This is a genomic window from Streptomyces sp. P9(2023), from assembly GCF_032436795.1.
In the GTDB taxonomy this organism is placed as follows: Bacteria; Actinomycetota; Actinomycetes; order Streptomycetales; family Streptomycetaceae; genus Streptomyces.
Map to the genome: position 1 here is coordinate 23,066 of NZ_JAUPWM010000008.1, position 24,255 is coordinate 47,320.

General features: G+C 71.4%; 41 protein-coding genes and 1 pseudogene. 9 read left to right on the plus strand and 33 right to left on the minus strand.

Annotated features, from left to right (window positions below; all coding sequences use genetic code 11):
• Positions 1-5: 5 nt before the first annotated feature.
• The 31 genes from Q5762_RS13845 to Q5762_RS13995 form a co-directional block, all read right to left on the minus strand.
• Positions 6-1,154, minus strand: a complete 1,149-nt coding sequence (locus tag Q5762_RS13845; RefSeq protein ID WP_315892360.1) for a phage portal protein — start codon at positions 1,152-1,154, stop codon at positions 6-8.
• Positions 1,151-1,330, minus strand: a complete 180-nt coding sequence (locus tag Q5762_RS13850; protein WP_315892361.1) for a hypothetical protein — start codon at positions 1,328-1,330, stop codon at positions 1,151-1,153. The genes Q5762_RS13845 and Q5762_RS13850 overlap by 4 nt, the downstream gene beginning before the upstream one ends.
• 11 nt (positions 1,331-1,341) lie before the next feature.
• Entirely contained in the window at positions 1,342-2,700 is a 1,359-nt protein-coding gene (locus Q5762_RS13855; RefSeq protein ID WP_315892362.1) for a terminase, read from the minus strand.
• Positions 2,701-2,845: 145 nt separating this feature from the next.
• Positions 2,846-3,121, minus strand: coding sequence for a hypothetical protein (locus Q5762_RS13860; protein ID WP_315892363.1), 276 nt, complete (start codon positions 3,119-3,121; stop codon positions 2,846-2,848).
• 251 nt (positions 3,122-3,372) lie between these two features.
• Positions 3,373-3,810: a hypothetical protein gene (locus Q5762_RS13865; RefSeq protein ID WP_315892364.1), complete on the minus strand. Its 438-nt coding sequence runs from the start codon at positions 3,808-3,810 to the stop codon at positions 3,373-3,375.
• A 4-nt stretch (positions 3,811-3,814) separates the two neighbouring features.
• On the minus strand, positions 3,815-3,994 hold the full coding sequence (locus tag Q5762_RS13870) for a hypothetical protein (protein WP_315892365.1): 180 nt from the start codon (positions 3,992-3,994) through the stop codon (positions 3,815-3,817).
• Between the two features lie 4 nt (positions 3,995-3,998).
• Positions 3,999-4,274, minus strand: a complete 276-nt coding sequence (locus tag Q5762_RS13875) for an HNH endonuclease signature motif containing protein (protein ID WP_315892366.1) — start codon at positions 4,272-4,274, stop codon at positions 3,999-4,001.
• A gap of 26 nt (positions 4,275-4,300) precedes the next feature.
• Complete coding sequence (locus Q5762_RS13880) at positions 4,301-4,615, minus strand: hypothetical protein (protein ID WP_315892367.1); 315 nt, start codon at positions 4,613-4,615, stop codon at positions 4,301-4,303.
• A gap of 176 nt (positions 4,616-4,791) precedes the next feature.
• Positions 4,792-5,013 carry a hypothetical protein gene (locus Q5762_RS13885; RefSeq protein WP_315892368.1) on the minus strand — a complete coding sequence of 74 codons (222 nt, stop codon included), beginning with the start codon at positions 5,011-5,013 and terminating at the stop codon, positions 4,792-4,794.
• A 42-nt stretch (positions 5,014-5,055) separates the two neighbouring features.
• Positions 5,056-5,352 (minus strand): hypothetical protein, encoded by a 297-nt coding sequence (locus Q5762_RS13890; RefSeq protein WP_315892369.1) that lies wholly within the window; start codon positions 5,350-5,352, stop codon positions 5,056-5,058.
• 262 nt (positions 5,353-5,614) lie between these two features.
• Positions 5,615-6,058 carry a hypothetical protein gene (locus tag Q5762_RS13895; RefSeq protein ID WP_315892370.1) on the minus strand — a complete coding sequence of 148 codons (444 nt, stop codon included), beginning with the start codon at positions 6,056-6,058 and terminating at the stop codon, positions 5,615-5,617.
• A complete protein-coding gene (locus Q5762_RS13900) occupies positions 6,004-6,648 on the minus strand; it encodes a hypothetical protein (RefSeq protein WP_315892371.1) in 645 nt (214 codons plus the stop codon). The genes Q5762_RS13895 and Q5762_RS13900 overlap by 55 nt, the downstream gene beginning before the upstream one ends.
• 2 nt (positions 6,649-6,650) lie before the next feature.
• Positions 6,651-6,953, minus strand: a complete 303-nt coding sequence (locus Q5762_RS13905; protein WP_315892372.1) for a hypothetical protein — start codon at positions 6,951-6,953, stop codon at positions 6,651-6,653.
• A gap of 11 nt (positions 6,954-6,964) precedes the next feature.
• Complete coding sequence (locus Q5762_RS13910) at positions 6,965-7,129, minus strand: hypothetical protein (protein WP_315892373.1); 165 nt, start codon at positions 7,127-7,129, stop codon at positions 6,965-6,967.
• On the minus strand, positions 7,123-7,503 hold the full coding sequence (locus Q5762_RS13915) for a DeoR family transcriptional regulator (RefSeq protein ID WP_315892374.1): 381 nt from the start codon (positions 7,501-7,503) through the stop codon (positions 7,123-7,125). The genes Q5762_RS13910 and Q5762_RS13915 overlap by 7 nt, the downstream gene beginning before the upstream one ends.
• Positions 7,500-7,874 carry a DUF6907 domain-containing protein gene (locus Q5762_RS13920; RefSeq protein WP_315892375.1) on the minus strand — a complete coding sequence of 125 codons (375 nt, stop codon included), beginning with the start codon at positions 7,872-7,874 and terminating at the stop codon, positions 7,500-7,502. Before Q5762_RS13920 ends, Q5762_RS13915 begins: the two co-directional genes overlap by 4 nt.
• A complete protein-coding gene (locus Q5762_RS13925; protein WP_315892376.1) occupies positions 7,871-8,083 on the minus strand; it encodes a hypothetical protein in 213 nt (70 codons plus the stop codon). Before Q5762_RS13925 ends, Q5762_RS13920 begins: the two co-directional genes overlap by 4 nt.
• Positions 8,080-8,355, minus strand: coding sequence for a hypothetical protein (locus tag Q5762_RS13930; RefSeq protein WP_315892377.1), 276 nt, complete (start codon positions 8,353-8,355; stop codon positions 8,080-8,082). The genes Q5762_RS13925 and Q5762_RS13930 overlap by 4 nt, the downstream gene beginning before the upstream one ends.
• Positions 8,352-8,870, minus strand: a complete 519-nt coding sequence (locus Q5762_RS13935; RefSeq protein ID WP_315892378.1) for a GIY-YIG nuclease family protein — start codon at positions 8,868-8,870, stop codon at positions 8,352-8,354. Before Q5762_RS13935 ends, Q5762_RS13930 begins: the two co-directional genes overlap by 4 nt.
• A gap of 412 nt (positions 8,871-9,282) precedes the next feature.
• Positions 9,283-9,936 carry a hypothetical protein gene (locus Q5762_RS13940; protein ID WP_315892379.1) on the minus strand — a complete coding sequence of 218 codons (654 nt, stop codon included), beginning with the start codon at positions 9,934-9,936 and terminating at the stop codon, positions 9,283-9,285.
• Positions 9,933-10,127, minus strand: a complete 195-nt coding sequence (locus Q5762_RS13945) for a hypothetical protein (protein ID WP_315892380.1) — start codon at positions 10,125-10,127, stop codon at positions 9,933-9,935. Before Q5762_RS13945 ends, Q5762_RS13940 begins: the two co-directional genes overlap by 4 nt.
• A 100-nt stretch (positions 10,128-10,227) precedes the next feature.
• Positions 10,228-10,749 carry a single-stranded DNA-binding protein gene (locus tag Q5762_RS13950; protein ID WP_315892381.1) on the minus strand — a complete coding sequence of 174 codons (522 nt, stop codon included), beginning with the start codon at positions 10,747-10,749 and terminating at the stop codon, positions 10,228-10,230.
• A complete protein-coding gene (locus Q5762_RS13955) occupies positions 10,749-11,183 on the minus strand; it encodes a hypothetical protein (protein ID WP_315892382.1) in 435 nt (144 codons plus the stop codon). The genes Q5762_RS13950 and Q5762_RS13955 overlap by 1 nt, the downstream gene beginning before the upstream one ends.
• Before the next feature lie 223 nt (positions 11,184-11,406).
• Positions 11,407-12,753, minus strand: coding sequence for a hypothetical protein (locus Q5762_RS13960; RefSeq protein ID WP_315892383.1), 1,347 nt, complete (start codon positions 12,751-12,753; stop codon positions 11,407-11,409).
• The gene (locus tag Q5762_RS13965; RefSeq protein WP_315892384.1) at positions 12,750-13,610 is read right to left on the minus strand and encodes a toprim domain-containing protein; all 861 of its coding nucleotides are present in this window, start codon (positions 13,608-13,610) and stop codon (positions 12,750-12,752) included. The genes Q5762_RS13960 and Q5762_RS13965 overlap by 4 nt, the downstream gene beginning before the upstream one ends.
• Before the next feature lie 95 nt (positions 13,611-13,705).
• Complete coding sequence (locus Q5762_RS13970; protein WP_315892385.1) at positions 13,706-13,966, minus strand: hypothetical protein; 261 nt, start codon at positions 13,964-13,966, stop codon at positions 13,706-13,708.
• Positions 13,963-14,142, minus strand: a complete 180-nt coding sequence (locus tag Q5762_RS13975; protein WP_315892386.1) for a hypothetical protein — start codon at positions 14,140-14,142, stop codon at positions 13,963-13,965. The genes Q5762_RS13970 and Q5762_RS13975 overlap by 4 nt, the downstream gene beginning before the upstream one ends.
• Complete coding sequence (locus Q5762_RS13980; RefSeq protein WP_315892387.1) at positions 14,139-14,468, minus strand: hypothetical protein; 330 nt, start codon at positions 14,466-14,468, stop codon at positions 14,139-14,141. Before Q5762_RS13980 ends, Q5762_RS13975 begins: the two co-directional genes overlap by 4 nt.
• A complete protein-coding gene (locus Q5762_RS13985; protein WP_315892388.1) occupies positions 14,465-14,650 on the minus strand; it encodes a hypothetical protein in 186 nt (61 codons plus the stop codon). The genes Q5762_RS13980 and Q5762_RS13985 overlap by 4 nt, the downstream gene beginning before the upstream one ends.
• On the minus strand, positions 14,647-15,129 hold the full coding sequence (locus Q5762_RS13990) for a hypothetical protein (RefSeq protein ID WP_315892389.1): 483 nt from the start codon (positions 15,127-15,129) through the stop codon (positions 14,647-14,649). Before Q5762_RS13990 ends, Q5762_RS13985 begins: the two co-directional genes overlap by 4 nt.
• On the minus strand, positions 15,126-15,335 hold the full coding sequence (locus Q5762_RS13995; protein WP_315892618.1) for a helix-turn-helix domain-containing protein: 210 nt from the start codon (positions 15,333-15,335) through the stop codon (positions 15,126-15,128). Before Q5762_RS13995 ends, Q5762_RS13990 begins: the two co-directional genes overlap by 4 nt.
• Positions 15,336-15,457: 122 nt before the next feature.
• On the opposite strand from Q5762_RS13995, the gene Q5762_RS14000 reads away from it, so the two are divergent.
• On the plus strand, positions 15,458-16,018 hold the full coding sequence (locus Q5762_RS14000; protein ID WP_315892390.1) for a helix-turn-helix transcriptional regulator: 561 nt from the start codon (positions 15,458-15,460) through the stop codon (positions 16,016-16,018).
• Here the strand turns inward: Q5762_RS14000 and Q5762_RS14005 are convergent.
• The gene (locus Q5762_RS14005; protein ID WP_315892391.1) at positions 16,015-17,520 is read right to left on the minus strand and encodes a recombinase family protein; all 1,506 of its coding nucleotides are present in this window, start codon (positions 17,518-17,520) and stop codon (positions 16,015-16,017) included. The two genes, Q5762_RS14000 and Q5762_RS14005, sit on opposite strands and share 4 nt — an antisense overlap.
• Positions 17,521-17,556: 36 nt before the next feature.
• Between Q5762_RS14005 and Q5762_RS14010 the strand changes: the two are divergent.
• From Q5762_RS14010 to Q5762_RS14035, 6 genes and pseudogenes are all read left to right on the plus strand, one after another.
• A pseudogene (locus Q5762_RS14010) lies at positions 17,557-18,135 on the plus strand (ATPase, T2SS/T4P/T4SS family); the annotation flags it as partial.
• On the plus strand, positions 18,135-19,022 hold the full coding sequence (locus Q5762_RS14015) for a type II secretion system F family protein (RefSeq protein ID WP_315892392.1): 888 nt from the start codon (positions 18,135-18,137) through the stop codon (positions 19,020-19,022). The pseudogene Q5762_RS14010 and the gene Q5762_RS14015, both read left to right, overlap by 1 nt.
• Before the next feature lie 47 nt (positions 19,023-19,069).
• Positions 19,070-19,798 (plus strand): type II secretion system F family protein, encoded by a 729-nt coding sequence (locus Q5762_RS14020; RefSeq protein WP_315892619.1) that lies wholly within the window; start codon positions 19,070-19,072, stop codon positions 19,796-19,798.
• Between the two features lie 55 nt (positions 19,799-19,853).
• The gene (locus tag Q5762_RS14025; RefSeq protein ID WP_399495120.1) at positions 19,854-20,066 is read left to right on the plus strand and encodes a DUF4244 domain-containing protein; all 213 of its coding nucleotides are present in this window, start codon (positions 19,854-19,856) and stop codon (positions 20,064-20,066) included.
• On the plus strand, positions 20,053-20,412 hold the full coding sequence (locus Q5762_RS14030) for a TadE family type IV pilus minor pilin (protein ID WP_315892393.1): 360 nt from the start codon (positions 20,053-20,055) through the stop codon (positions 20,410-20,412). Before Q5762_RS14025 ends, Q5762_RS14030 begins: the two co-directional genes overlap by 14 nt.
• Positions 20,409-20,780 carry an Rv3654c family TadE-like protein gene (locus Q5762_RS14035; protein ID WP_315892394.1) on the plus strand — a complete coding sequence of 124 codons (372 nt, stop codon included), beginning with the start codon at positions 20,409-20,411 and terminating at the stop codon, positions 20,778-20,780. The genes Q5762_RS14030 and Q5762_RS14035 overlap by 4 nt, the downstream gene beginning before the upstream one ends.
• Here the strand turns inward: Q5762_RS14035 and Q5762_RS14040 are convergent.
• On the minus strand, positions 20,722-23,202 hold the full coding sequence (locus tag Q5762_RS14040) for a DEAD/DEAH box helicase (protein ID WP_315892395.1): 2,481 nt from the start codon (positions 23,200-23,202) through the stop codon (positions 20,722-20,724). The genes Q5762_RS14035 and Q5762_RS14040 overlap by 59 nt on opposite strands.
• 78 nt (positions 23,203-23,280) lie before the next feature.
• Between Q5762_RS14040 and Q5762_RS14045 the strand changes: the two genes are divergently transcribed.
• Both Q5762_RS14045 and Q5762_RS14050 read left to right on the plus strand, forming a co-directional pair.
• Positions 23,281-23,634 (plus strand): STAS domain-containing protein, encoded by a 354-nt coding sequence (locus Q5762_RS14045; protein ID WP_137988538.1) that lies wholly within the window; start codon positions 23,281-23,283, stop codon positions 23,632-23,634.
• A gap of 91 nt (positions 23,635-23,725) precedes the next feature.
• Positions 23,726-24,184, plus strand: a complete 459-nt coding sequence (locus tag Q5762_RS14050; RefSeq protein ID WP_315892396.1) for an ATP-binding protein — start codon at positions 23,726-23,728, stop codon at positions 24,182-24,184.
• Positions 24,185-24,255: the final 71 nt, after the last annotated feature.

Sequence of the window (24,255 nt, forward strand, 5' to 3'; positions counted from 1 at the left end):
TTTCGCTAGTCATCGATCCGCACCTTCGGCGGCTGAGCCTCCGACGGGACATCGCCCCAGGCGACCGGCTGCATGTCCTCGATGTCACGCACCTCGTTGACGACCTCCCACCGGTTCTGCAGCGCGATCGCGTGCGCCCGGTAGCGGGTCAGCAGGTCGGTACGGGCCAGCGCAGCGCGGTTGATCTTGGCGTACTGGGCGCCGGGCAGAAGGCTCGACCACATGTCCTCGGTGCGCACGAGCCACGGATCGAGGGTGTAGGTCAGCAGGTCCAGCGACCGCTGCTCGACGTTGGCGTAGGTCATCGACCCGCCCGTGTCGTAGCCGAGGATCTCCGGCATGCCGGGCCCGTAGATCCGGGCGCACTCGGCGCTGGTGTACTTCTGCGTCTCCAGGAACTGCGACTCCTCGGGGGCCACCTGGATCTGCTGGTACTTCCAGCCCTGCCCCAGCACGACCGGCTCACGGGAGCCGCGCAACGCGGCCATGAACCGGTCCTTCGCCGTCTTCGCCTGCTTCGCGTCGAGGGCGTTGTCGTTGGTCAGCAGCCCCGACGGGTGGGCGCCGTCCTCGAACCACTGGACCCCGAACCGCAGCGCGGCGATCCCGAGGCCGATCGTCTGCGCATGGAACGCGACCGGCGACAGGCCTTGTAGGCGGCCGGGCACCGAGTAGGCGCGCTGGTGCCACATGTCGTCGGCGTCGATGCTCTCGCCGCCCACGCGCCACTGCGGCAGCCCGGACTTCTGGTCCCGCCACCCCTGCACCTCGTCCGGGTGGTACAGCACGATCTGCGTGGGGTGGCCCATCCGGTCCCGGTCGGCCACATTGCCGTTCGTGTTGCCGCGCAGGAGCAGCGACAGCATGTACTGGTACGTCCAGTCCACCCGCCCGTACCCGTCGCCCGCGGGGTCGACGAGGACCTTCGGCAGCGGCAGCTGCCTACGCGCCGCGCCCTGACCCTCGTAGACGTCCACGGGCAGGGTCGCGGTCAGCGAGGAGATCAGGTTCACCGCCGACCAGACCGCGACCTTCTGCAGAGACGACTCGGTCCGGGACAGGTTGACGCTCGCGAACGTCGACGCGGTCGACGAAGGACGGGGAATCTCCGGCTCGGCAAACGGCCCGCGCCGCTCACGGAAGAACAGGCTCACCGCGTCCCCCTCCAGTCCGCCAGGAGACAGAACCCGCCGGCGAGCGCGAGCCCTACCGGCTCGTACACCATCCAGCCCGCAGCCGATACGAGCGCTGCGCCAGCCACACCAGGCAGCCGGGCGACCGCCCAGCCCGCCACGGCTGCGAGGCCGCCCACGGTCTTGCTGAGCTTCATCTCGGGCCTCCTCACCAGATGTTGTCGAGCGGGTCGGCGGTCTCTTCAACCTCGACGCCGAGGCCCCACCTTGCGAAGGTCGCCGCCACCAGAGGGCTGATGTCCACACCGACGTTGCGCCGCGCCCACGCCCACGCCTCGCCCAGCGGCCGCTTCTGCGCGCCCGCCAGGGCGACCGCGAGGGGCGGAGGGTCGAAGTGGCTCAAAGTCTGGTCGGCGACCGCGTCGTAGAACTGGCCACAGCCCTGGGCGATCTGCCGGGCCTTCGGCTTCACGACCTCGATGCGGGCCTCAGGGTTGCCGGTCAGCTCCTGCTCGACCTCCGACAGGGCCGTCTCCAGCTCCGGGATGAGCGAGCCGGCCGGGCCGCCCTCGTCGACAACCCAGCAGCGCGGCCTCCACTTCCGGTGCAGCTCCTTCGCACGCTGCACCACCCAGCCCAGGCCGGGCCGGTGCTCGGGCACCTCGACGTGCGTACCGCCCCGCCACGGCCCCGCCACAGCAATCGCCGCGTGCGTCCGCTCCGGGGTCGCATCGATGGCGAACGAGTACGGCCCCTTAGTCATCGCCTTCGGATCCGCCAGGGCCCGCCACGCGTCCTCACCGATGACCTGCCACGTCTCCGCAGTGTCCGACGGGTACTCGCCCACCCCGAGCCGCTCACGGGCGTACAGGGCGTCGCCCAGCGTCAGCCGCCTGTTCAGCGACTTCTCGACCTCCAGGCGGTAGCCGACGGCAGGGTTGGCCTTCAGGAGCGACTCGACCGTGTCGATGTCGTCGTGCTGCTCGCAGCCCTGCGTGCACTCGGCCACGTGGGGATCGATCGACCACTCGAAGTACGCGAGCGTCGGATCGGGCACGCCCGTCTCCAGCACGTTCAGGGACCGCTGCCGCAGCCGGCCGAGCTGGAGCGAGGGGGCGCCGATCCCGGCGGACCCCAGGTACCAGAGCTGGCTGTTGGCGACCGCATCCGTCGTGGGAGCAAGGGCTGCCATCGCGTCGTCGCCGAGGATCATGCACTCGTCGAAGATCACGCAGTTCGCGGTGAAGCCGCGCCCGGAGCCGCGCGAGCGGGCGATGAACCGGAGCACCCGACCGTCGTGCAGCTCGATGCCCTCGCGGCCCACGGTCTTGTGGTACGCCTTCACGCGTTTGTGCAGATCAGGGCACCCACGGATCAGGGACTCGATGCGCTTCTGCGCGTTCATCGCGGTCTTGAACTCGTGGGCAGAGAGCAGGATTTCCTGCTCGCCGCCGAGGAACAAGCCCCACAACACCCGGGCTTCGATCAGCGCACCCTTACCGTTCTGCCGAGGAAGGTTCACTGCGACGTCCGGCGCCACCCAGTCGCCCGCGGCCGTCTCGCCCATGCTGACCATGAGGACGTGCTGCTGCCACGGATCCAGCTTGAGGCCAGCCCGAGCAGCGAGGCGAATAGCTTCCTGACCAGCCGATGACACCGCACCATCGGGCACGGTCTCGATCCGGGGTCGCTGCGCGCCGTAGACGCGGTCGTCAGCCGTGGAGCTTCTTGACTTCCGCACGACGCGCTTCTCGCTCGCGAGTGAACTCATCGACGCTGTCCCCCTGCTCCTGGACGGGCGCGAGCGCGCGTAGACGGATCATGAGGGCGTGGAGCTCGCGGGCGACGACGGCGCGGGCTGTTGGGGCGTCACCGACCGGGATCGAGTCGAGGGACTCGGCGAGGCTGATCGCGACCTCGGCGAGGCCGGGAGCAACAGCACGGACGCCGAGTTTGTCAAGCTCCGCGCGGATTTCGGCGGCAGCCATGGTCAACCTCCGTCACTGTCCGTGATGTTACGGAGCGTCGCTATTTACCCGAACTGTCAGACTCGGGTGAATAGCGTTTTCAAATGGCCGCGCAAAAAATCGGGCGAGAAGGGCTTTTGGGTCGCCCGCCCTTCCCCTTAAAGAAGGGCCCGACCCCCGGCCGTCGAGGTCGATCGAGGCTCTTCGTGATCACTCATGAGGCCCGTCTCGATCACTCATCACTCGCTGCGATCCCGGGCGGTGGCGGTGGGTTACCACTGCCTGGAGGCCTGTGGCATGACGGTGCGCGGCAGGTTCCTGCGCTGGCTGTACCAGCGTGAAGCGACCCGCTGCATCTCGGGTGAGCGCATCGCCTGGATGCGGGCCATGACGATGTCCTTGCCGGGGTCGACGACCTTGATCTCAGCCTCGTGGCGCTTGTACTTGGCCAGGGCCTTGGCACTCGGCATGGTGTGGATGAGGTAGACATCCAGCTTGTCGAGGAGCTGGAGGGCTTCCTCGATGGCGGCGAACCTGGCCTTCTGGGCGATGCGTTGCACGTTGGGGTCGTGGTTCCACTGCGGTGCCCCGGGCCCCGTGAGAGCTGTGGCGATCAGGTCCAGGTCGATGACGATGTCGCGCGCGGTGGCGTGCGCCTGGATCCAGCTGCTCTTCCCGGCGGCCGGCGGGCCCGTGACGACGTACAGCACGGCGCTACGTGGCTTGGTGGTGCTGCTCGGCGTGCTCGCGCGCTGCGGTGGCGTCCATGTCCCAGACGTGGGTCTCCTCGCCATCACGCACCGTGGACTCCAGCACCCTGATACCGACGGTGATGGCCTCGCCGCACGCGGGGCACGGGAAGGGGAGGCGGATCGCGGGGTTCTTCGTGGCCATGGCGTCACCACTTCCGTGAGGTTCGCTGCGGGGCTGTGGTGCCGGTGCGGTTGCCGCGAGCGCTGTTGCAGCGGCGGTGCATGCTGCGGGCGTTGGCGGGGTCGAGCAGGCTGCCGCCGCGGCTGAGGGGCACGATGTGGTCGAGGGTGAACGACCAGCCGCTGCGCGGGTCGAGGTCGGGGTTGATGTAGCCGCCGCAGCGCGCGCACGGCATGCCGAGGGCTTTCACGTGGGCGACGAGGCGGCGGTAGGGGCGCCCGTTGCGGGGGTTGCCAGCCACGGGGGGCCACCTCCTCGGTGTCAGCCTCAGCGTGCGTCGAGGCCTCGCTTGTTGGAGAGCATGAGGCCGTCCATGTAGACGTCGAGGTAGTCAGCCTCGGGGATCGCGTTGCACGCGTCAGGGTCCGGGTCCGTGTCCGCTTCGGGATCGAAGTCGTCCGGTCGGGCAGCGATGGTGTCGGCCCAGGCTTCGACGCATGCCTGCCGCTGCTCGGCAGCGGACAGGGTCGGCGTGACGGTGACGGTTACGGTGACCGTGGGTGCGGGCTGGTCGCTGGTGCCGCAGCCGGTGAGTGCGAGGAGTAGGCCGGCGCCGAGCGCGGTGAGGGTGGTGCGTCGCATGGTCCCCCCAGGACGTTGCGTGATGAGAGGTGCTCATCATGCGCCGGGCGGGGTGTGCGCGTGGAGGGAATGGCGAAGGCCCCGACCGGGGGTGGTCGGGGCCTTCGGGGTCCAGTATCCAGCCTGCGATTGGGCATGGCTGTACTCGCAAATCGTGGCGCACGAATCAGTGCACGTCAAGCGGCCTTGACACTGCGCTGGCCGGGGCGGTTGGGCTTGGCGGCGGTGCGAGCGGCCTTCACATCGTCGATGCGGTAGACGGGTCGCTTGGGGGTGCCGCCGCAGCGGGTGAGGATGCCGCGGCGCACCCAGTCCCGGATGGTGGCGGGCTCGACGTCGGCGGAGAGGGCGGCCATGGACGTGGTGAGGGTGCCGGCCGGGGGCTGTAGGTACTCCATGAGGCCAGTGTGGTCACCAAGCAGGGCTGGTTGTCCAGCGATCTACTCTTCAGCCGCCCAAGTACCCGAGAATGATCCGTCGGTGAGAAGCCCGTACCGTCGGCAGTGGGCGTCGATGCGCTGCTGGACCTCGTCGAGGATCTCCCGGCCGCCGTCTTCGATCCAGCGGCTGCGTTCGTCGACCTGCTCTTGGGAGTAGCCGTACTCGCGTGCTTCCTCTTCGAGCGACTCTCGCTGGGCGTCGAGGGCCTTGTTCTTGCGGCGGTACTCGTCCTTGAGTTTCTCGAGTTCGGCTTTGCCCGGGGCCTGTTCGACTTCAGGCAGGTCGTTGTCGGTCACGGGGTCCTCTCCCTTGGCGGCTTCTGGCCATGATGATCGAGGGCTCTGACATTCGGTAGGGCGGCTCAGTGGCTGTGTGGCGGGTACCACCAGCCGCAGGTGCCGCAGAACACGAGATCGGCGGCGGTACGGATGAGGGCCTGGATGTGGCGTCGCACGGGGTCTCCTGGGTGGTCTACGGCCTGCTCTACGCGGGGTCTACGGCCCCTTCTGTGGGCTGCTGTGGGGCGCTGACCTGCGTCTACAGGCGCGGAAGGGGCTTCTACAGTGCGGGGGAGCGGAGAGGAGAGCTGGAACGGCTGCGGCGGGCCCACTCGCGCTTGCGGTCGTTCGCGCAGGACCTGCAGCGCCGCCTGGTGTCGCTCTCCCAGATCACATTGACCGCCTTCAGCTCGTGTCCGTTCGCGCAACGCTGCGCCCTCGGGCGGCCGGCTCCCTGATTGCGTCGCTGCTGCGAGCGGGTGGCCCACCGGCAGTTGCTGGGCTCGTAGTTGCCGTCGTTGTCGATGCGGTCGAGCGTCCTGTCGGCGGGGCGCTCGCCCATGTCGGCAAGGAAGTTCTCGAAGGAGGTCAGCCAGCGCTCGCACACCGCGATGCCGCGGCCTCCGTAGTTCTCGTAGTTGGCGGTCCTGGGGTCTGTGCAGCGCCGGATCATGGCCCGCCAGGAGTTGTAGGCGCGGGCTTGGCCGGGGTCTCGTCGGGGCATGGCTGCTCCTTCGTTTCGGGCGGGGAGAGGAGGGCCTGGATGTCGGCGGCCTTGATGCCGCTGCGGCCGGTCGTCTCGCCGATGCGGAGGCTCTTGTGGATGGGGACCTGGCAGTGGACGAGGAGCGCGCGGAGGCGGGCGTCGTCGAGGTGCGCGGCTGCCGGCCGGGCCTGCAGTTCGTCGTACAGCTGGCGGAGGTGGATGCCGGGCCGGTCGCCGATGAGTTCCTGGACGCCGAGGAGGAAGCGCCGTTGGAGCTCTTCGGGGGTGGGCGGTACGGGGCGCCCGGCGCGCCAGGCCGCGACGACGTAGGCGCCGGCCGCGAGCGCCAGGAGCCGGGGCTGGTCGTTCGCGGTCCGCCAGGCCATGAGGGCGCCGAGGGCGAGGCCGGACGCGCGGGTGGCGATGGCCTTGCCGCGGGTCGCGTGGTTCTCGGCGCGGGCCCAGCCGCGGAGCCGACCGTAGAGCTTGAGGTGGCCGATGCTGATGCGGCGGGGGTGGATGCGATGGGCGGCCCACCGGGGCCTCCCGTGCCCGAAGGTGGGCACGGGAGGCAGCTCGAGGGTGTCGTCCTCGGGGGCGGTGGCCACCGTCAGACGGTGCCGGCGAAGTTGGCGACCATCTGGGCGAGGCTGCCGAAGAACATGCCGACCTGGGTTCCGAGCTGGGTGCCGGAGAGGGACAGGCCGAGGCCGAGGCAGACGAACCCGGGGGCGAGGTGGAGCTTCTTGTTCTTGTCGCCGTGCTTGAACATCCACCAGGCGATGCCGCCGAGCGCGATGATCAGCAGGACGGAGATCGGCACGGAGCCGGTCTGCCCGTTGACGGCGGCGGGCGGTGCGGCCATGGTGCGGGCGGTCGCGGTCTCGATGGCGGCGAGCAGGTTGGTCTTCACGGTGGGGTCCTTCAGTACGAGAGCGCGATGATCGCGGCGATGAGGAGGAGGGCGCCGAGGGCGGCGCGGGCGAGGGCGCGGCGGGCCGGTGAGCCGGCGGGCATGAGCCGGGCGGCGGCCAGCGCCGCGGGGATGCCGAGGAGGCCGTAGTAGCCGAGGGCGTGGTAGGTCAGCACGGGTCGGCTCCGGTGGCGCTCTGGGCGAAGGGGTAGTAGTCGGCGAACTGGTCGGCGAGCGCCGTGAGCTGCGCCGCGGTGGCGCGCAGTTCGTCGTGCCAGCGCCGGGCCGTCTCAGGGTCGGTCCAGACGTAGGCCGGCCGGGTGTCTGCGGCGGCCTGAGCTGCGGCGCATACCTGACTCAGGGCCGTCTCGGCCTGCGCCGCGCGCTGCGCCATCCGCTCGGCGAGCGGCACCTCGAACCACTCCAGGTCGCGCCGGACTGTGTCCTTGGAGATGTCGAGCTGCGCCGCGATGGCGCGGTTGGATGCTCCGCCTTGCGCCAGGCGGCGCACTTTTCCGCGCCGCTGCGCCACCGGGTCCGCGCCGGTCACCGTGGGCCTCCCTCGGCAGCCGCGTCGATGGCGGTGAGGCTGTCGGCGAGCGTCCGCAGGTGCATCGCGTGCACAGTGAGGGCGGCAGCGAGCTGGCGGGTACCCGCGTAGCCGAGGGTGGCCGCGTACCCGGTCTGCTCGACGTACAGCCCCGTCGCCCGGCTGCCGGTCTCGGAGAACGGCGCCTGCGACAGCATCGCGACGAGCAGCTGCTCGCCGTCGAAGGCGAAGGAGTGCTCGGGACCGGTGTGCGCGAGGTCGACCCGGTAGCCGGGGATGTGGTCCTGGTGCCCACGGCACCAGGCCGGCTCGGGCAGGGCGACCGGGCCGTGGTCGAGCGTGGGCAGGGTGATGGTGCGCTGCTCGGTCACCGGCCCTCCTCCGCGTCGAGGGCGTCGAGGACCTGGCGCAGGGCCATCTCGAGAGCGACGGCGGCCCGGAGCATTTCCGTGTGGTCGTGGATGTTGGCGGCCTCGTGGCGCTCGAGAGCCTGGCGGCCGGCGGAGCGGGCGATGTCGAGCGGCGGCGTCCAGCCGGTGGTGTCCTGCTCCGCGTCGAACAGGGGCCTGAAGGAGCTCACTGGGTGACCCCCTTCGCGACGAGGCGGAGGAGGGCCGCGTACTCGCCTCTTGTCTGCTCGTGGCGGACGGGCGGCGCGGCGATGAGGAAGTCCTGCTCGGCGGCGTAGGCGGCCTCGGTCGGGCCGTACAGCTGCTCGGCGAGGACGAGGGCCTGGCCGAGGCGGATGCCCTCGCTCATGGAGGCGTTCGGCCGGAGCGCATCGAGCTTGTCGGCGAGCTGGGCGAGGAGCGTGCGGGTGTCGTCGCTGAGGACGGGCGAGGGCCGGCTCATCGCGCACCGCCCTTCTGGGCGGTGGCGCGGACGCGGCGGAGCGCCTCGTCCATGTCGGGGTCGTTGGCTGCGTCGGCGAGGGCCGCGTCGATCAGTTTCATGACGAACTTGCTGATGCTGAGACGCTCGGCCCTCGCCAGGTCGGCCAGTGCCTTCGCCCGCTCGCCCTTGAGGACGAGGTGGACATCGCGGCGTCCGGCCCGCGGGTTGTCGCTGACGTTGTGCGCCGGCGCCTCGGCTCGAATCGCGGCCGTCTCGGCCATGAGGGCGGAGCGCCGGTCGGGATAGACCGTGAGCTTCTTGCTGGCCACCAGCGGCCACCAGGGGCTGAGCGCCCGGTGAGAGTCCCAACGCTGGGCGGTGTTGCAGGTGACGCCGATGTACAGGAGCTGGCCTGCCTCGTCGTACATCCGATAGAGGGTGGTGGGGCCGTCGAAGCGCTCCGTGGCGTGCGGCAGCCTTCGGAGGCCGGTCGCCGCAACAGCAGCGGCCCGGGTAGTGTCCTGCTGATCCATGACGAGTCCTGTCTCGTGCGTGGGTAAGTGTCCAGGCCGGCGTTCGCGCGCCTCCTGGGTGCCGGGTAGTAGCCCTCCGGCCGGCGGTGCAGTCGCCTTTGCCGGGGGGCCTACTTGTTCCCTGGTTCTTCGGTTGTCGAGTCGGGCGGCGGTGCAGTCGCCGGTCCGTACTCGTTGATCGCTCTTCGTACTGCGCGGACGTCGATCCCGATCTCTCGGGCGACAGCCGACTTGCTGCCGAGTTCCAGGACGCCGTCTGCGAACGCTGCCGCTCGTCTTCGGGCGCTTGCTGCGATCTCCGCTTGCAACTCGCGCTGACGCCGGTTCTCGGACTCAACACGCTCGCGCCAATCGGTAGTTGGCACGTCACAGACACTACTAGGACACGGTGTCCTATGCAACCCTTCGGCGCTCAACTCGCCAACTCCACGGGCGGGTTGGCCTCGTCGCGGTCGATCCACTCGCGGAGGCCGGCCCACTCGTGAGGCTCGAACGCGCAGCCGCACCACCTGCAGGTGACGGCTCGCTCGCCGGGGAAGTGCCGCAGGATCGCGCCGCAGATCGCTCCCGAGGAGTCGACCGCCGGGCATTTACCCAGGCGGGTGCCGCGCTCGGCACGGTCGGCCGGGTTCACGACCGAGGCGACGTCCTTCTCGAGGTCGCGGATCTCCTCGGCGAAGGCGCCGGCGAGCGGCCAGCTGGCGGCGATCCACTCGAGGTTCATGCACAGGGCCCGGGCTGCGCGGACGACGCGGGGCTCGATGAGCCCGGTGGCGTCCGGCTCGCTCCAGCCGCGGTCGCTCTGCATCGCCGATCGCCAGTCCTCCAGGACCCCGACGATGCCGCCGGGGCCACGGAGGTTGAGTACCTGCTCCGGCACGGGCAGGGGGGCATCCACAGCCTGTGAACGGCCGCCGTCGGTGCCGCGTGCGGCGGGCTGTAGGAACGCGGCGAGCGCGGCGTACAGCTTCGGCATCCGGTCGAGGCGGCGGGCCGTGGCGAGTGCACAGCCCGGACAGAGGTAGCCGTCGGTCTGGTTCCGCTCGCAGAGCAGGCAGTCGATCACGCTCCCTCCCCGGTGATGACGTCGCGCCAGTCGCGGACGGCGTGGGCCTTGAGGGCCCGGGCGGCGGCTGCCTGGGCGCGGCGGCGGTCCCGGCGGTCGTCGATGGCGGCGAACGTCAGCTGCAGGAGCAGCATCACGTAGGCGCCGAGGGTGCCGCCGAGGACGAGCAGCTGGATCTCCTGGTCCGTCATGGTGATCACCTCTCTGTGTGGCGGTCGGCGTCAGGTGTCGGCGGCGGCCGGGTGGCCATTCGCCCCTGCCCGAGGTCCTGGACCTCGGGCAGGTCACACATCAGAAGGGGGGCTGGTCGGAGTAGCCGGGCACCTGCGCGGCCGGTGCGGGCTGCTTCTGGCCGTCCCAGTTGTTCGCCGCGGGCGCCTGCTGCTGCGCGGGCCGGGCGCCGCCCCAGCCGTCGGCCGACGGCTGGGCGGCCTGCTGTCCGCCGGCGGCCGGGTTCTTGGTGACCTTCGCGGACGCGCGGAGGAGCGACGGGCCGACCTCGTCGACGTCGATCTCGTACACGGTGCGCTTCACCTGCTCGCGGTCCTCGTAGCTGCGCTGCTTGAGGCGGCCCTGGACGATGACGCGGGTGCCCTTGGTGAGGGTCTCGGCGGCGTTCTCGGCGGCCTGTCGCCAGACGGAGCAGGTGAGGAACAGGCTCTCGCCGTCCTCCCACTGGTTGGTGGTCTTGTTGAAGACGCGGGGGGTGGAGGCGATGCGGAACTTCGCGACGGCGGCGCCGGCGGGGGTGAAGCGGAGCTCGGGCTCGTCGACGAGGTTGCCGACGATCGTGATCGTGGTCTCTCCGGCCATCAGTTGGACTCCTTCTCGGGGCAGGGGCGGTAGGGGCTGGCGTCGGGATGCCCGGGGGCAAGGAAGCCGCCGACGTTCTCCGGCTCGTAGGGGGTCGCGTAGCCCTCGGCGTTGGCGATGAGCGGCAGGGCGTAGCCGCTGCGGTCGATGACCCAGGCGACGACGGGGTCCAGGGCGGCGCCGTCGGCGTAGGCGACGCTCCAGCCCTGGCCGGGCACGACGCCGACGGTGCTGCTCTCCGCTTCCTGCAGGCCGCGGAAGTGGGGGAGGTTCGAGGCGGGGGTGCGGGTGCCGAGGCGGCGGTCGACGACGAGCGCGTCGCCGTCGGGGGCCCAGCCGTCGACGGGCAGGCAGCGGCCGGGTCGCTTCTGCTGGACCTCCTCGGGGGTGCGGTAGGTGGCGAGCCATCCGGTGGGGCTGGTGGGCAGGGTCATCAGGTACTCCTCGATGGGCAGACGTTCGGTGTGGACATGTGGACGTGGACATGTGGACGGCTGTCCACGTCCCCCCGTCGCGCGTCACGCGAGTACACACACATGTCCTATTTGTTGTTATTTAGAGAGGCTTCCGAAGGGTTCTCGATCTCTGGACGGGGGGGTGTGGACACGCGTCCACATGTCCACACCCCGGTGCGTGTCCACGTCCCGATCGACTCCGTTAGTCCGTGCGGACCGAGACGCGGTCGCCCTCGACCACGACCCAGCCGCGGGACTCCGCAACGTCGACCGCCTTCCGGAGTCCCTTCCGATCGCGGCTCGCCATACGGCGGTTGAGCTCGCCCCAGGTGATCCCGCCGACCACCGAGGCGTGCTTCCGAATTAGCGCCGCGACCCGTTCGAGGGCGACGGTGGCCTCGGCCTTCGCCTCGTGCTCGCGCACCACCTGCAGGACCTTGGCGTCCTGCTCGCGCTGCTTCTCGGCCGCCGATTCGCGCTGCGCCCGCTCCACCAGGTGGTCACGGGCCCCGCATGACGCGGCCCAGACCACCTCGGCGAGAGACCAGTCCTCCTCGGTTGCGTAGTCCCGCCCGTCGAGGAGCGCGAGCAGTGCGGCCACCTTGACCTTGATCAGGCCAGCGTGGCCGTCCAGCTCGGGGACCTCGATCTCACCCCGCGCGCGGCCGACCTTCTCCGCCCACAACATGCTGCGGACACGCTCGGGGAAGCGGATGTCGACGGGGTCGGTGATGTGGCGTTGCCAGTGCCCGCGCTCCAGCTCACCCGGCCATGACGGTGGTACGTCAGGGATGGAGGGGTCGTCTGCCCAGCCCCAGAGGAAGCGCTGCGGGGTGCCGGTGCTGGCGTCGGCGAGTACCGGCACCGCCGTGCTCGGCTGGAACCCGACGAGCAGTCCGAGGCTGTACGAGCCGGCCGGTACGTACCGGGTCCGCTCCTCGCTCGCGTTGGTCTGGCCGAGGGTCTCGCCGACGGCGGCGCGGCGCAGCGTCTCGCCGAGCACGGAGCCGTTCCGCTCGCTCAGCTTGGCGATCGTCTGGCCCTCGTCCACGTAGAAGTAGGCGTTGTGGCGCACCTGCTTCCGTACCTTGCGCATGACCGGGTCGCCCTTGTTCGGGCCGCCCTTGTGTAGTTCGCCGGTCGGCTCGTCGACGGAGCCCATGAAGGCCTCGGCGATGCCTTCGCCGGATCCGACGGGCAGGCCGTCGCGGAAGTCGTCGTCCAGCGCGGGCATGAGCGTGCGCGTGAGGGAGGAGCTCGTCGACTTGCCCGCGCCGGACGTGCCGACGATGGCGGCGAAGATGTTCAGCGACGCCCGGCCGCCGATACCGGTGACCGCTCGGTACTGGTGGGGTACGAGCGCCGACATGCGGGCGAGCGTGCTGTAGAACAGGACGTCGCCCGAGCAGCCCTCGGCGTGAGCGGCCTGGCGGATCTTCGCGAACACGGGCCGGGCGGAGAAGAACTCCTCAGGGAGTCGGCCCGGGCGGCCGAGCGTCGCCTGGTCCACCTCCCTGACATCGGGGGCCCAGGCCGGTGCTGTCGTCACGCGACCACCGCCGGGTCGCCCGGGTAGGGGACCGGCGCCCAGACCTGGTTGAACTCGATGTCGGTGTGGCCGGCGGCGAAGTGGTCGTAGGCGTCCTTCCCCGTGACGGCCTGGACGACGTACACGGACCTGGCGACACCCCTGAGGGTGGCGACGACGGCCTCGGCGTGCTGCCGTCCCTTCGCGTCGCGGTCGGCCACGATCGTGACGTCGGCGCCGGTCAGGTACTGGGCGTGCTCGGCCGTCCATTTCCCGGAGCCGCCCGCGTTGCAGGTGGCGGGGAACCCGTGGTCGACGAGGGCGTGGACGTCCTTCTCGCCTTCGGCGATCCAGACGACGCGGTCCGCCGCGACGGCGACGAGCAGTTCGGGCAGTCGGTACGGGACGGTGGCGACGAGGCGGTTACCGCCCTCGTCGTTGAGGCTCCAGCGGCGGCCGGATCGGTTGGACGGTTCGGGCCGCCACTGCGCGAAGCACTTCGCGTCGCAGCGGGTGACGCCGTGCACGAGCGTTCCGTGCGCGTCCTTGTAGAGGTACTGGGCGACACGCTTGTGCCCGCGGTCCTGGCACGGGATCCACGTGTCGTCCTCGGGGCGGTCGCGCGGCCGTTCGGGGAGCGGCTCGTCGAACAGGTCGGCCTCGGTCCAGCCGATGGCTGCGAGGAACTCGGCGTTGCCCTGGCACTTGTGGCAGTACACGCCGACGCCGTTGTTGATGCGCTTGATGGCGACGGTGGTGGGGGAGTCGCCTCCGTGGCACAGGCCGCGGGTGCGGAGCACACCCCCGGTGTATCGGGTGCGCTCGCCCATGCTGCCGAGGAGGTCGGCGAGCCGGTTGAAGGCGATGGTGTCGTTCACGAACGGGGCTCTCTTCTCCGAGCAGGTGCTGGTGTCCGTGTCGGGCCCGGGGGGGGGGCCATCCGGTTGACGCACAGAACCCCCGGGCCGTGCGACTAGCTGGCCTTCTTCAGGGCCGAGGCGACCTCGTCGGCCATGGCAGTGATCGCGCAGTTCCATCGGCGGGCCGCGTTGAGGACGGCCATCGGGGACGGCTGCTCCTCGAGGTCGGCGCGGATCGAGCCGAGCGTCACGTGGAAGCGGGCCTGGACGGCGACGAGCGCGAGATGCTGCTCGCCCTGGTCGTCGGCCTGGTGGAGTTCGACGGGCTTGGTGACCGGCCACTGGCCGGGGATGTGCGGCTTCTGGCTGGTCACGCTGCCTCCTGGCTCGGGGCGGGCTGGTGGAAGATCGTGCGGAGCTTGGCGCGCTGCGCGTCGGTGAGCGGTGGGGCCTGGGCGACGATGCGGTCGATGCGCTCCCAGTAGCCGGCGGGCCGGGCCGGACGGCCGGGGATAGCCCCGACCGTCGCGACGTTCTGCTTCTCGGTCACCGGCCACGCTCCTCGCTGTGGGCCTGTTCCATGAGGCCGAGGACATGGCGGACGATGCCCGGGGCGTCTCCGGTGCGGTCGATCTCGCCGAGGATGATCGAGTAGAACTCGCGGCAGTTCTCGTCCTCGGCGGTGGAGCCCGCGTCCCGGATGCGGTCGATCTCAGGGCTCTCCGTGTAGTGCACGTAGATGCCGAGGACGCCCCGGGCGTCGAGCGGGCTGATTTGGTCGGGGTCGTAGGCGACGCGGACGTGGTCCGCGAACTCCTTGAAGACGACCTTCGCGCCGTGATCGAGGGCGACCTGTTCGATGTAGGCCTGCTTCATCGGGCGCCTCCCGTCCGGTGCGCGTTGACGTCGCCGGGGGTGGCGCCGTGCTCCTCGGCGACGGTCCACCAGAGGGCGACCGTGGCGGTGGCGCGGAGGGCGGCATCCCGGTCGCCTCGGGCGTGGGCGGCGGCCCGCTCATCGAGGGCCCGGGCGGCGCGGACTACGGCGGTGGTCTTCACAGGACGTACTCCCCGTTCTCGATGACGTTGGTGGTGGTCATGTGGCTGGGGAAGTCGTCGCTGGTCAGACCGTGGAACTGGGCGATCAGCATCCGCACGCTGGCGTCCTGCTCAATCGCGCTACGTCCGGGGGGCATGGCGAGGATGATCTGCCCGTCGCGCTTGTGGACGAGCTGGCCGAAGAACCAGGAGTCCATGGGCCTATCGAGCTCGACGAGCATGGCGTCCTGCTGGTCGAGCAGCTGGTCGATGGGGGCCGCGATCACGTGCTCGATGGTGGGCACCGGGCGGACGGTGGCCGGAACGGTGGTACCCCTCTGACCGGGGTTCTGCTTGGCCGAAGTGGCCGGCTCTGCGATGATGGGCACGAGCTTTCCGATCTGCTGGCTAGCGGATTCGTTGAACTGCTCGACAGGCGGCGTCAGGGCTGGACCCCTGGCGCTGTCGTCGTTCGCGGCGTAGGCCGCATCGGTGGTCACGCCGATTCCTGGTCGGCCTTGTCGGCAAGCTGCTCTTCGAACCTGAGGAGCGAGGCCTCGGTGTAGAGGACGCGCCGGCCGATTTTGATGCCCTTCGGGCCGTAGCCGATGTGGCGCCAGTAACGAACGGTGCTAGCGGTCGTGCGGTACCTGGAGGCCACGTCGTCCGTGGTCAGGTACCGCGCCGCGCCCATGGCGAGCGGCATCGACACCACTCCACCCCCTTGCGGTGTTGGTGTTGGAACACCATGAGTATGTACCCGGTGGCGGTGTGGCGCAACAACAACATCGCGGTGTAGCGTGTTGGGCATGAAGGATGTTGATTGCGTTGGCTGAGGACCAAGCGCCGGCCCCGGGGGCAGTGGCTGAAGAAGCCTTTATCCGGCAGGTGAGGAAGATCAGGGTTGCCCTTGACATGTCTCAGGTGGAGCTCGCCGAGAGGGTGATGGCTCTCGGGGGGTCGATGTATCAGCAGACCATCGCGAAATTGGAGTCCGGGCAGCGGTCGCTGAAACTCTCCGAGGCTGATCTGCTCGCGCGGGCCCTGGGGACCACTGTTCACGAGATGCTTGCTGAGGGCGTGGCCGCAAAATCCCGCGCCCCGGGCCGGGGCGACTGGACTGTTGAGCAGCTCGAAGCCCACGCGAAGCATGCAGCATCAAGGGCATGGGATGCGTCAAGCAAGGTGGATCGGGCTAGAAGCGAATTGCAGTCGGCTACTGAGGCGATGAGCGCCGCCAAAGAGCGCCACACCCGCGCGCAGCTTCTGCTTCAGTACGCGCAGAGAGACCGTCAGGAACTGGAAATGATCGCCGAGGAGTGGCGCCTGCGTGCTCGGGAGGCCCAGTATGAGGCCGAGCTTCAAACAGGCGACTCGTCCGAGAGCTAGCCATTCTGGCTCGCCGTTCGCCTTTTCCACTCCGTCTCGATCGCCTCGTAGTCGAAGTACGTGCCGTCGGGCATGCGGCCCGGCCGGGGCGCATGCAACGTCACGTCCAGGAGCTCGCGCAGCACGGTCCGCCGCTCCTGCAGGCCCATGCTTTTCCACGCCTTGCGGACGTCCGGCGCACCCACGAGCGGCACCAGCGGATCCCTCGTCGCCGCCCGGGCCAACTGCTTGTTCACGCCGTCCAGCTGGGCGCGCGCCACGTCCGACCCCTCGGTGAACTGCGGCATGTCGATCCGGCCGGCTCCGAACGCGCCAGCGAGATCGGTCAGCCGCCGGCGGATCTGCTCGCTCTCCATCTGCAGCGCCGCCACGTCGATGTCGTCCGGGCCGGGCAGGAGGAGATCAGCCGCGTCCGGTCGTGACAGCCGCTCGACGATGAGGTCCTCGACGTAGTCGTCAACCAGCTGTGCGCGGCGCCCGCCGCCGTGCTGCAGTCGGCACCGGTAGCTGGGCAGTTGCAACCGGCCGGTCTTCGTGACCCGCACGGTGTCTGTGCACCCTGGTTCCCCGCACCGGTAGATCAGCGAGCCGAACCACTTCGGCTGCGCCCCGGGCGTCGTCTTGCGGGAAGGGTCCTTCAGGACGGCCACAACGGCTCTGAACTTCTCCTCGGGCACGAGCTTGTCCCAGGGGCCGGTGCCGATCTCCTCGCCCCTGTAGACGGCGATTCCGGCGTTCCTCGGCCGCAGCAGCATGTCGCGCGCCTCGACGTGCGAGATCGTGTTGGCGCGGGTCGTGGTGTACCCCTTGTCGGCGAGCCACTTCACCCATCCCCTGATCGATCCGCCGGACAGCAGCATGTCGGTGCCGGTCTCGATCGCGGCGGCCTCCTCGGGGACGGCCTTGTTCATGTCGAGGACGGGTACCTCGACCTCCTCGCCCGTCTTTCGGTCGACCTTCTTCCGGGTCTCCCCGGTGGGCATGCCCCACCCGAACGGGCGAATCCCGCCGCCCCACTCGCCGGACTTCGCCTTCTGCATTCGGGCCCGGGCGACGCGGTGCCCCTTGTGCTCGGACTCGTACCGGGCGACGTTGCCGAGCATGCGCGCGAGCATGCGTCCGGAGGGCGTGGACAGGTCGAGGTGGCCGGCCTGCACGGTGTGGGTCGTCACTCCCCGGGCATCGCACAGGTCGATGTACTTCTCCAGCTCGGTGGGCGAGCGATGTAGGCGGTCGGTGTGCCAGGCGATGACGACGGTGGCCGCGCCGTCCTCAAGGTCAGCGAGCATGCGCATGTAGTCCTTGCGCGGCTTGCCGCTGTAGGCGGAGACGTCGTTGTCGACGTAGACCTCGACGACGTCCCACCCGTTGCGCTCGGCCAGGTCCTCGCAGTCCTCGCGCTGTCGGTCTACGCCGAGATGGGCGCCGCTACGGTCCTGGCTGATGCGGACGTAGATGACCGCGCGAGTGCGTTGCCCTGCTGGTGTCTTGGTCGTCGCCATGGGGCAAGTGTGCCGCAATAGAGGTGTCTTGTCGTTGGGTTCGGGAAGACGACTCTGCTGTCCACGCTGCTCGGTCTGGTCGGCGAACGGGAGCGGATCGTCCTCGCCGAGGACTCCGCCGAGCTACGGCCCGACCATCCGCACGTGGTGCGCCTTGAGGCGCGGCCGGCGAACCAGGAGGGCGCGGGTCTGGTGACCCTGCGGGACCTGGTCCGGCAGGCGCTGCGGATGCGGCCCGACCGGCTGGTGGTCGGCGAGGTGCGAGGCGGGGAGGCCGTCGACCTGCTTGCAGCCCTTAACACCGGCCATGAGGGCGGCTCGGGCACGCTCCACGCCAACACGGCGGCGGACGTACCGGCCCGCCTCGAAGCACTCGGCACGGCCGCCGGGCTCGACCGGGCGGCGCTGCACAGCCAGTTGGGTGCCGGGCTCTCGGCGGTGCTGCATCTCGTACGGGACCGGGTGGGGCAGCGGCGGATCGCGGAGATCCACGTCCTGGAGCGGGACCGGCGGGGGCTCGTGGTGACCGTGCCCGCGCTGAGCTGGGGAGCGGCCGGGTTCGAGCGGGAGCGGGGCTGGGAGCGGCTGCGGTCGCTGATCGGGGGCGGCTCGTGATGAGCGACCAGGCGGCGCTGGCCCAGGGCGCGGCGGTGCTGTGCGCGGGGGCCGCGCTGTGGCGGGTGGCCGAGCGGGAGCGCGGCGTGCGCAGGGCGCGGCTTGTCCTCGCCGGTGTCGGCGGGCCGGGGGATCCGGGTGCGCCGGGGCGGGCGCGGACGGCGTGGCGGGCCGTCGGCGAGCGCTGGTGGGCGGCGCTGCGGGGGCGGCGGGCCTGGCTCTGTCTGCCGGTGGCGGCGGTGCTCGCGGTGCTCGGGGAGTCACCGCTGCCGCTGGTGGCGGGGGCGTTGGCGGGTCCCTTGGTGGGGCGACGGCTGCGGGCGGCGGCGCTCCGCAGGGAGCGGGAGGCGCGGTCCGACGCCGTGGTGGGTCTGTGCGGCGCGGTCGCGGCCGAGCTGAGAGCCGGTCGGCAGCCCGCGCGGGCGTTGCTGTTCGCGGTCGGGGCGACCGGGGCGCTGGGGCCGAAGGAGGAGGCGGAGGTGCTCGCGGCGGCCCGGTTCGGCGGCGATGTGGCGGCGGCCTTGCGGAGGGCCGCGCGGCAGGACGGGGCCGATGCGCTGGCCGGCCTGGCGGCCTGCTGGCAGGTCGCGGTGGACGGGGGCGCGGGGCTGGCCGCCGGGCTCGACCGGCTGGAGGCGGCGCTGCGGGAGCACCGGGACCAGCGGGAGCGGCTGCGGGCCCAACTGGCCGGGGCGTGGGCGACGGTGGCCGTTCTCGCGGTGCTCCCGGCCGTGGGGCTCCTCCTCGGTTCGGCGCTGGGCGCACGACCGCTGTACGTGCTGCTGCACACGCCCCTGGGCCTCGGCTGTCTGGTCGTCGGCGCCGCACTGGAGACCGCCGGCCTGTGGTGGGCCGCGCGGATCGTCCGAGGAGGGGAGCGGGTGTGACCGGAGTGGCGGGTCTTCTGGGGGAGTTCGGCCACGGGCTGGGGGTGATGGTCGCGGTGGCGGCCTCGGTCGGCTGGGCGGCCTGCGCGGTGGCCGACCGGCGGCGCGAGCGGCGGACGCGGAAGCGGCTGGCGGCCCTGCTGGGCGCCGGGTCGGCCGGCGGTCGACGGCGCGCTTGTCCCGCCTGGTTGCGGACCTGGGCCGCGCCGGTCGCGGCGGGCGCCGTCGGCTGGGCCCTGGTCGGTGGGGTGGCCGGGCTTTTGGCGGGGATCGCGGCGGGTTGGGGCGTACGGCGGTGGAGCGCGGGCCGGGTCCCGACGGCCGGTGACGAGGAGGAGGCGGTACGGCAGCTTCCGCTCGCGGCGGACCTGTTGGCGGCCTGCGCGTCCGCAGGAGCGGGGCCCGGCGAGGCGGCGGAGGCGGTCGGGCGGTCGCTGGGCGGACCGCTCGGCGAGCGGCTCGCGCGGACGGCCGCGGAGCTGCGGCTCGGCGGCGAACCGGCCGATGTGTGGCGGAGGTTCGGGGAGATACCCGGTGCCGAGGGCCTGGCCCGCTGCCTGGAACGGGCCGGCTCCTCCGGGGCGCCCGCCGCCGAGGCCGTCTCCCGCCACGCGGCCGACCTGAGGGCCGACCGGGCCCGGAAGGCGGCGGCCCGGGCCCAGCGGGCCCAGGTGCTGATCACCGCCCCCGTGGGCCTCTGCTTCCTGCCGGCCTTCCTCGCGGTGGGCGTGGCCCCGGTGGTGATCGGCCTGGCGACCGGCCTGCTGCGGAACTGACCGAAGACGAACACGACGACGCGTACGAACACGACGACGACACATGGGGGTTGGCATGACAAGGACGAGCAGGCGGCGGATGGGCACGTGGTGGCGGGCCCGATGGGCGGCCCGGAGCGGTGACGCGGGGATGACGACCTCGGAGTACGCGATGGGGACCATCGCGGCGGCGGGTTTCGCCACGATCCTGTACAAGATCGTGACCAGCGGGTCGGTCTCCGGTGCGCTGGAGTCCGTGATCGGGAAGGCGCTCGATGCGCCGTTCTGACGACCGGGGCGTCGTGACCGTGGAGGCGGCGATGGCCCTGCCCGCGCTGGTGGTGCTCACCATGGCCCTGGTCTGGGCGCTCGCCGCGGCGGCCGCGCAGATCCAGTGTGTGGACGCGGCGCGGGCCGGCGCGCGGGCGGTGGCCAGGTCGGAGCCGGTGGCCGGCGCCGAGGCCGCCGCCCGGGCGGCCGCGCCGGAAGGGGCCCACGTCTCGGTCACCCGTTCGGGCGACCTGTGGCGGGTGACGGTGGATGCCCAGGCACCCGGCCCCGGCGGGCTGGGGCTGACGCTGCGCGCCGCGGCTGCGGCGCTCGCCGAGGACACGGTGGGGGTGACGGCGCCGTGATCGGGGGCCTGAGCCGCGACCGGGGGGTGGCGACGGTGTGGACGGCCTTCGCGGCCTGTGTGCTGTGCGTGGTGTTCGGTGCGGTGCTTGCGCTGGGGCAGGCGGTCGCCGCCCGGCACCGGGCGGGCGGGGCCGCGGACCTGGCCGCGCTTGCCGCCGCCGACCGGGCCCTGTGGGGCGAGGAGACCGCCTGCGCGGCGGCGGCCCGGGTCGCGGCCGCGCAGGGGGCGGCGGTGGTGCGCTGCTCGGTGCGGGACGACATCGCGGACGTGACGGCGACGGTGCGCCTCGGGCCGTACGCACCGGCGGTCAGGGCGCGGGCGGGGCCTCCTCGGGCTCTGCCGGGGCTTCCCGCAGCAGTTCCGTGAGCAGGCGCACGGCGCCGCGCTTGTGGAGAGGGTCGTTGCCGTTGCCGCACTTGGGGGACTGGATGCAGGAGGGGCAGCCCGCCTCGCACTCGCAGGAGGCGATCGCCTCCCGGGTGGCCGTCAGCCAGGCGCGGGCGGTGTGGAAGGCCCGCTCGGCGAAGCCCGCGCCGCCCGGATGCCCGTCGTACACGAAGACGGTGGGCAGCAGGGTGTCGGGGTGCAGCGGCACGGACACCCCGCCGATGTCCCAGCGGTCGCAGGTGGCGAAGAGCGGCAGCATGCCGATGGAGGCGTGTTCGGCGGCGTGCAGGGCACCGCCGAGGATCTCCGGGTTGATCCGGGCGGCGTCGAGCTGGTCCTCGGTGACCGTCCACCACACGGCGCGGGTGCGCAGGGTGCGGGGTGGCAGGTCGAGCTTGGTCTCGCCGAGCACCTCGCCGGTGATCAGACGGCGGCGCAGGAAGGAGACGACCTGGTTGGTGACCTCGACGGAGCCGTAGCAGAGGCGGCCGGCTCCCCAGGGGATCTCGGTGTCGGTCTCGAGGACGGAGATGGAGGTGGTGTCCCGGGCGGTGGTGGAGTACGGCGGGGCGGCCTCCTCGACCAGGGCCACGGAGTCCTTCAGGTCGAGGGTCTTCACCAGGTACGTACGGCCCTGGTGGAGGTGGACGGCGCCGTCGTGGACGGCGGTGTGCGAGGCGGCCTCGTCGACCGTGCCGAGGAGGCGGCCGGTGGCGGCCTCCACGATCTGGACCGGGCTGCCGCCCCCGCCCCGGATGTCCGTCAGGTCGGCGGCCCTCTCGCGGCGGGTCCAGTACCAGCCGGTGGAGCGCTTCCGGAGCAGTCCGGCGGCCTCCAGCTGGGGCAGCAGCAGCTCGGTGACGGCCGGGCCGAACAGGGCCAGGTCGGCGTCGGTCAGCGGCAGCTCGGCGGCGGCGGCGCAGAGGTGCGGCGCGAGGACGTACGGGTTGTCGGGGTCCAGGACGGTCGACTCGACCGGCTGCTGGAAGAGCGCCTCGGGGTGGTGGACCAGGAAGGTGTCCAGCGGGTCGTCCCGGGCGACCAGGATCGCCAGGGCGCCCTCGCCCGAGCGGCCGGCGCGGCCGGCCTGCTGCCACAGGGAGGCCCGGGTGCCCGGGTACCCGGCGATCAGCACCGCGTCCAGGCCGGAGACGTCCACGCCCAGCTCCAGGGCCGTCGTGGCGGCCAGGCCGAGGAGCTCGCCCGAGTGCAGGGCCCGCTCCAGGGCCCGGCGCTCCTCGGGCAGGTAGCCGCCCCGGTAGGCGGCGACGCGACGGGCCAGGGAGCGGTCCACTTGGGCGAGCCGCTCCTGCGCGATGACCGCGATCAGCTCGGCGCCGCGCCGGGAGCGGACGAAGGCGACCGAGCGGACGCCCTGGACGGTCAGGTCGGTCAGCAGGTCGGCGGTCTCGGCGGTGGCCGTGCGGCGCACCGGGGCGCCCTGCTCGCCGTGCAGCTCGGTCAGCGGCGGCTCCCAGAGGGCGAAGACCAGCTCGCCGCGCGGGGAGGCGTCGTCGGAGACCTCCGAGACCGGCAGGCCGGTCAGCCGGCGGGCGGCGAGGGCCGGCTCCGCGGAGGTGGCGGAGGCGAGGAGGAAGACGGGATCCGCGCCGTACCGGGCGCAGACCCGCCGCAGACGGCGCAGCACCTGGGCGACGTGGGAGCCGAAGACGCCCCGGTAGGTGTGGCACTCGTCGATCACGACGTAGCGCAGGGAGCGCAGGAAGGAGGACCACCTGGGGTGGGAGGGGAGTATGCCCCGGTGCAGCATGTCGGGGTTGGTCAGCACGTAGTTCGCGTACTGGCGGACCCACTCGCGTTCCTCGACGGGCGTGTCGCCGTCGTAGACGGCCGGCCGGATCCGGTTGCCGAGCGGAGCCGCCAGCTCACGGACCGCACGCCGCTGGTCGGCGGCGAGGGCCTTGGTGGGCGCCAGGTAGAGCGCGGTGGTCCCCCGGCCGTTGGCGGCCTCGGAGCCGTCCAGGAGGGTCGACAGGACCGGGGCGAGATAGGCCAGCGACTTGCCCGAGGCGGTTCCCGTGGCGATCACCACGGACTCGCCGTCGAGGGCGTGCTCGGCGGCCTCCGCCTGGTGGGCCCAGGGGTGCTCGATGCCCGCCGCCTGGATCGCGCTGATCACCTCCGGCCGGATGCGATGCGGCCAGACCGCATGACGGCCTGCCCGGGCGGGCAAGTGCTCCGTATGAGTGATGCGCGCGGCCCGGCTCTCGCCCGAGGAGAGCCGGTCGAGGACCATGCCGGGGGAGGGGCGACTGCCCGTGTCCCCGGCTGGACGACTGGGGCGGTGATTCTTGGCCATCGGCACCGAGTGTGTCACTGGCGTGACGGACAATGCTCCCAAGGCGTCGTGCATGGCTGCAGGTAAGTGATTGAATGCCATCGCGGCTGGCGATCCGTCCCCCGACTCCGCCGGGAGACTTGAGGAACGACCGCTCGATAGCAAGGTGCTGGAGGATCCGTGGACCTGTCCCTGTCGACTCGCAATGTGTCCGGCCCGAGTGGCGACCGTACGGTCGTCGAGGTCGGTGGCGAGATTGATGTGTATACCGCGCCCAAGCTGCGCGAGCAGTTGGTCGAGTTGGTGAACGACGGCAGCTACCACCTGGTTGTCGACATGGAGGGCGTGGACTTCCTCGACTCGACCGGCCTCGGCGTGCTGGTGGGCGGCCTGAAGCGCGTGCGCGCGCACGAGGGCTCGCTGCGCCTGGTCTGCAACCAGGAGCGCATTCTCAAAATCTTCCGGATCACCGGACTGACCAAGGTGTTCCCCATCCACACCACGGTCGACGAGGCCGTCAACGCCACCGACTGACGGCCGGCCGAGGCCGGAGAAGGAGTGGAGAGCCGGGCCGGACACGCCCGGTCCTCCGAGTTGCCCGCCCAGACGTTCCTAGGGGGACCGTATGGCCACCGTTGAACTCCGCTTCAGCGCCCAGCCCGAGCACGTCCGCACGGCCCGCCTGGTGGCGGCCGCGGTGGCGCGCCGGGCCGGGGTCGACGAGGCGGTCCTCGACGAGGTCAGACTCGCCGTCGGTGAGGCGTGCACCCGTGCCGTCGGGCTGCACCGCAGCAACGGCGTCACCACCCCCGTCCGGGTCGTGCTGACCGAGGAGGAGAAGTCGTTCTCCATCGAGGTCGGGGACGAGGTGCCCGGCGCGGGTGTGGCGGCGGCCGACGCCGCCGGTGTGCCCGGCGCCCGGGACGAGGCTCCGGCCGAGGAGTTCGACGACGCCGACGGTGAGGACGAGATGGGTCTCGCCGTGATTCGCGGCCTCGTCGACGACGTCGAGGTGCGGGCCGGCGAGGAGGGCGGCGTCATCAGGATGAGCTGGCCGACGACGCCGGCGGTCGCGCTCCCCTGACCGACCACCAAGTCAAGATCGCGGAAAAAAGGCCCTGCCGAGCAGGGCCTTTTTTCATTTCCCTAGATCGT

Excerpts from the sequence above, each read along its gene's own strand:
- Q5762_RS13955 (WP_315892382.1), bottom strand. The coding sequence starts at position 11,183 with ATGACCCTGCCCACCAGCCCCACCGGATGGCTCGCCACCTACCGCACC.
- Q5762_RS13980 (WP_315892387.1), bottom strand. The coding sequence starts at position 14,468 with ATGAAGCAGGCCTACATCGAACAGGTCGCCCTCGATCACGGCGCGAAG.
- Q5762_RS13860 (WP_315892363.1), bottom strand. The coding sequence starts at position 3,121 with ATGGCTGCCGCCGAAATCCGCGCGGAGCTTGACAAACTCGGCGTCCGT.
- Q5762_RS14030 (WP_315892393.1), top strand. The coding sequence starts at position 20,053 with ATGCGCCGTTCTGACGACCGGGGCGTCGTGACCGTGGAGGCGGCGATG.
- Q5762_RS13930 (WP_315892377.1), bottom strand. The coding sequence starts at position 8,355 with ATGAGCCGGCCCTCGCCCGTCCTCAGCGACGACACCCGCACGCTCCTC.
- Q5762_RS14025 (WP_399495120.1), top strand. The coding sequence starts at position 19,854 with ATGACAAGGACGAGCAGGCGGCGGATGGGCACGTGGTGGCGGGCCCGA.
- Q5762_RS14040 (WP_315892395.1), bottom strand. The coding sequence starts at position 23,202 with ATGGCATTCAATCACTTACCTGCAGCCATGCACGACGCCTTGGGAGCA.
- Q5762_RS14050 (WP_315892396.1), top strand. The coding sequence starts at position 23,726 with ATGGCCACCGTTGAACTCCGCTTCAGCGCCCAGCCCGAGCACGTCCGC.
- Q5762_RS13895 (WP_315892370.1), bottom strand. The coding sequence starts at position 6,058 with ATGCCCCGACGAGACCCCGGCCAAGCCCGCGCCTACAACTCCTGGCGG.
- Q5762_RS13885 (WP_315892368.1), bottom strand. The coding sequence starts at position 5,013 with ATGGAGTACCTACAGCCCCCGGCCGGCACCCTCACCACGTCCATGGCC.
- Q5762_RS14005 (WP_315892391.1), bottom strand. The coding sequence starts at position 17,520 with ATGGCGACGACCAAGACACCAGCAGGGCAACGCACTCGCGCGGTCATC.
- Q5762_RS14015 (WP_315892392.1), top strand. The coding sequence starts at position 18,135 with ATGAGCGACCAGGCGGCGCTGGCCCAGGGCGCGGCGGTGCTGTGCGCG.
- Q5762_RS13995 (WP_315892618.1), bottom strand. The coding sequence starts at position 15,335 with ATGCCGCTCGCCATGGGCGCGGCGCGGTACCTGACCACGGACGACGTG.
- Q5762_RS13850 (WP_315892361.1), bottom strand. The coding sequence starts at position 1,330 with ATGAAGCTCAGCAAGACCGTGGGCGGCCTCGCAGCCGTGGCGGGCTGG.
- Q5762_RS13945 (WP_315892380.1), bottom strand. The coding sequence starts at position 10,127 with ATGACGGACCAGGAGATCCAGCTGCTCGTCCTCGGCGGCACCCTCGGC.
- Q5762_RS13880 (WP_315892367.1), bottom strand. The coding sequence starts at position 4,615 with ATGCGACGCACCACCCTCACCGCGCTCGGCGCCGGCCTACTCCTCGCA.
- Q5762_RS14020 (WP_315892619.1), top strand. The coding sequence starts at position 19,070 with ATGGTCGCGGTGGCGGCCTCGGTCGGCTGGGCGGCCTGCGCGGTGGCC.
- Q5762_RS13855 (WP_315892362.1), bottom strand. The coding sequence starts at position 2,700 with ATGGGCGAGACGGCCGCGGGCGACTGGGTGGCGCCGGACGTCGCAGTG.
- Q5762_RS13950 (WP_315892381.1), bottom strand. The coding sequence starts at position 10,749 with ATGGCCGGAGAGACCACGATCACGATCGTCGGCAACCTCGTCGACGAG.
- Q5762_RS13870 (WP_315892365.1), bottom strand. The coding sequence starts at position 3,994 with ATGGCCACGAAGAACCCCGCGATCCGCCTCCCCTTCCCGTGCCCCGCG.
- Q5762_RS13935 (WP_315892378.1), bottom strand. The coding sequence starts at position 8,870 with ATGGATCAGCAGGACACTACCCGGGCCGCTGCTGTTGCGGCGACCGGC.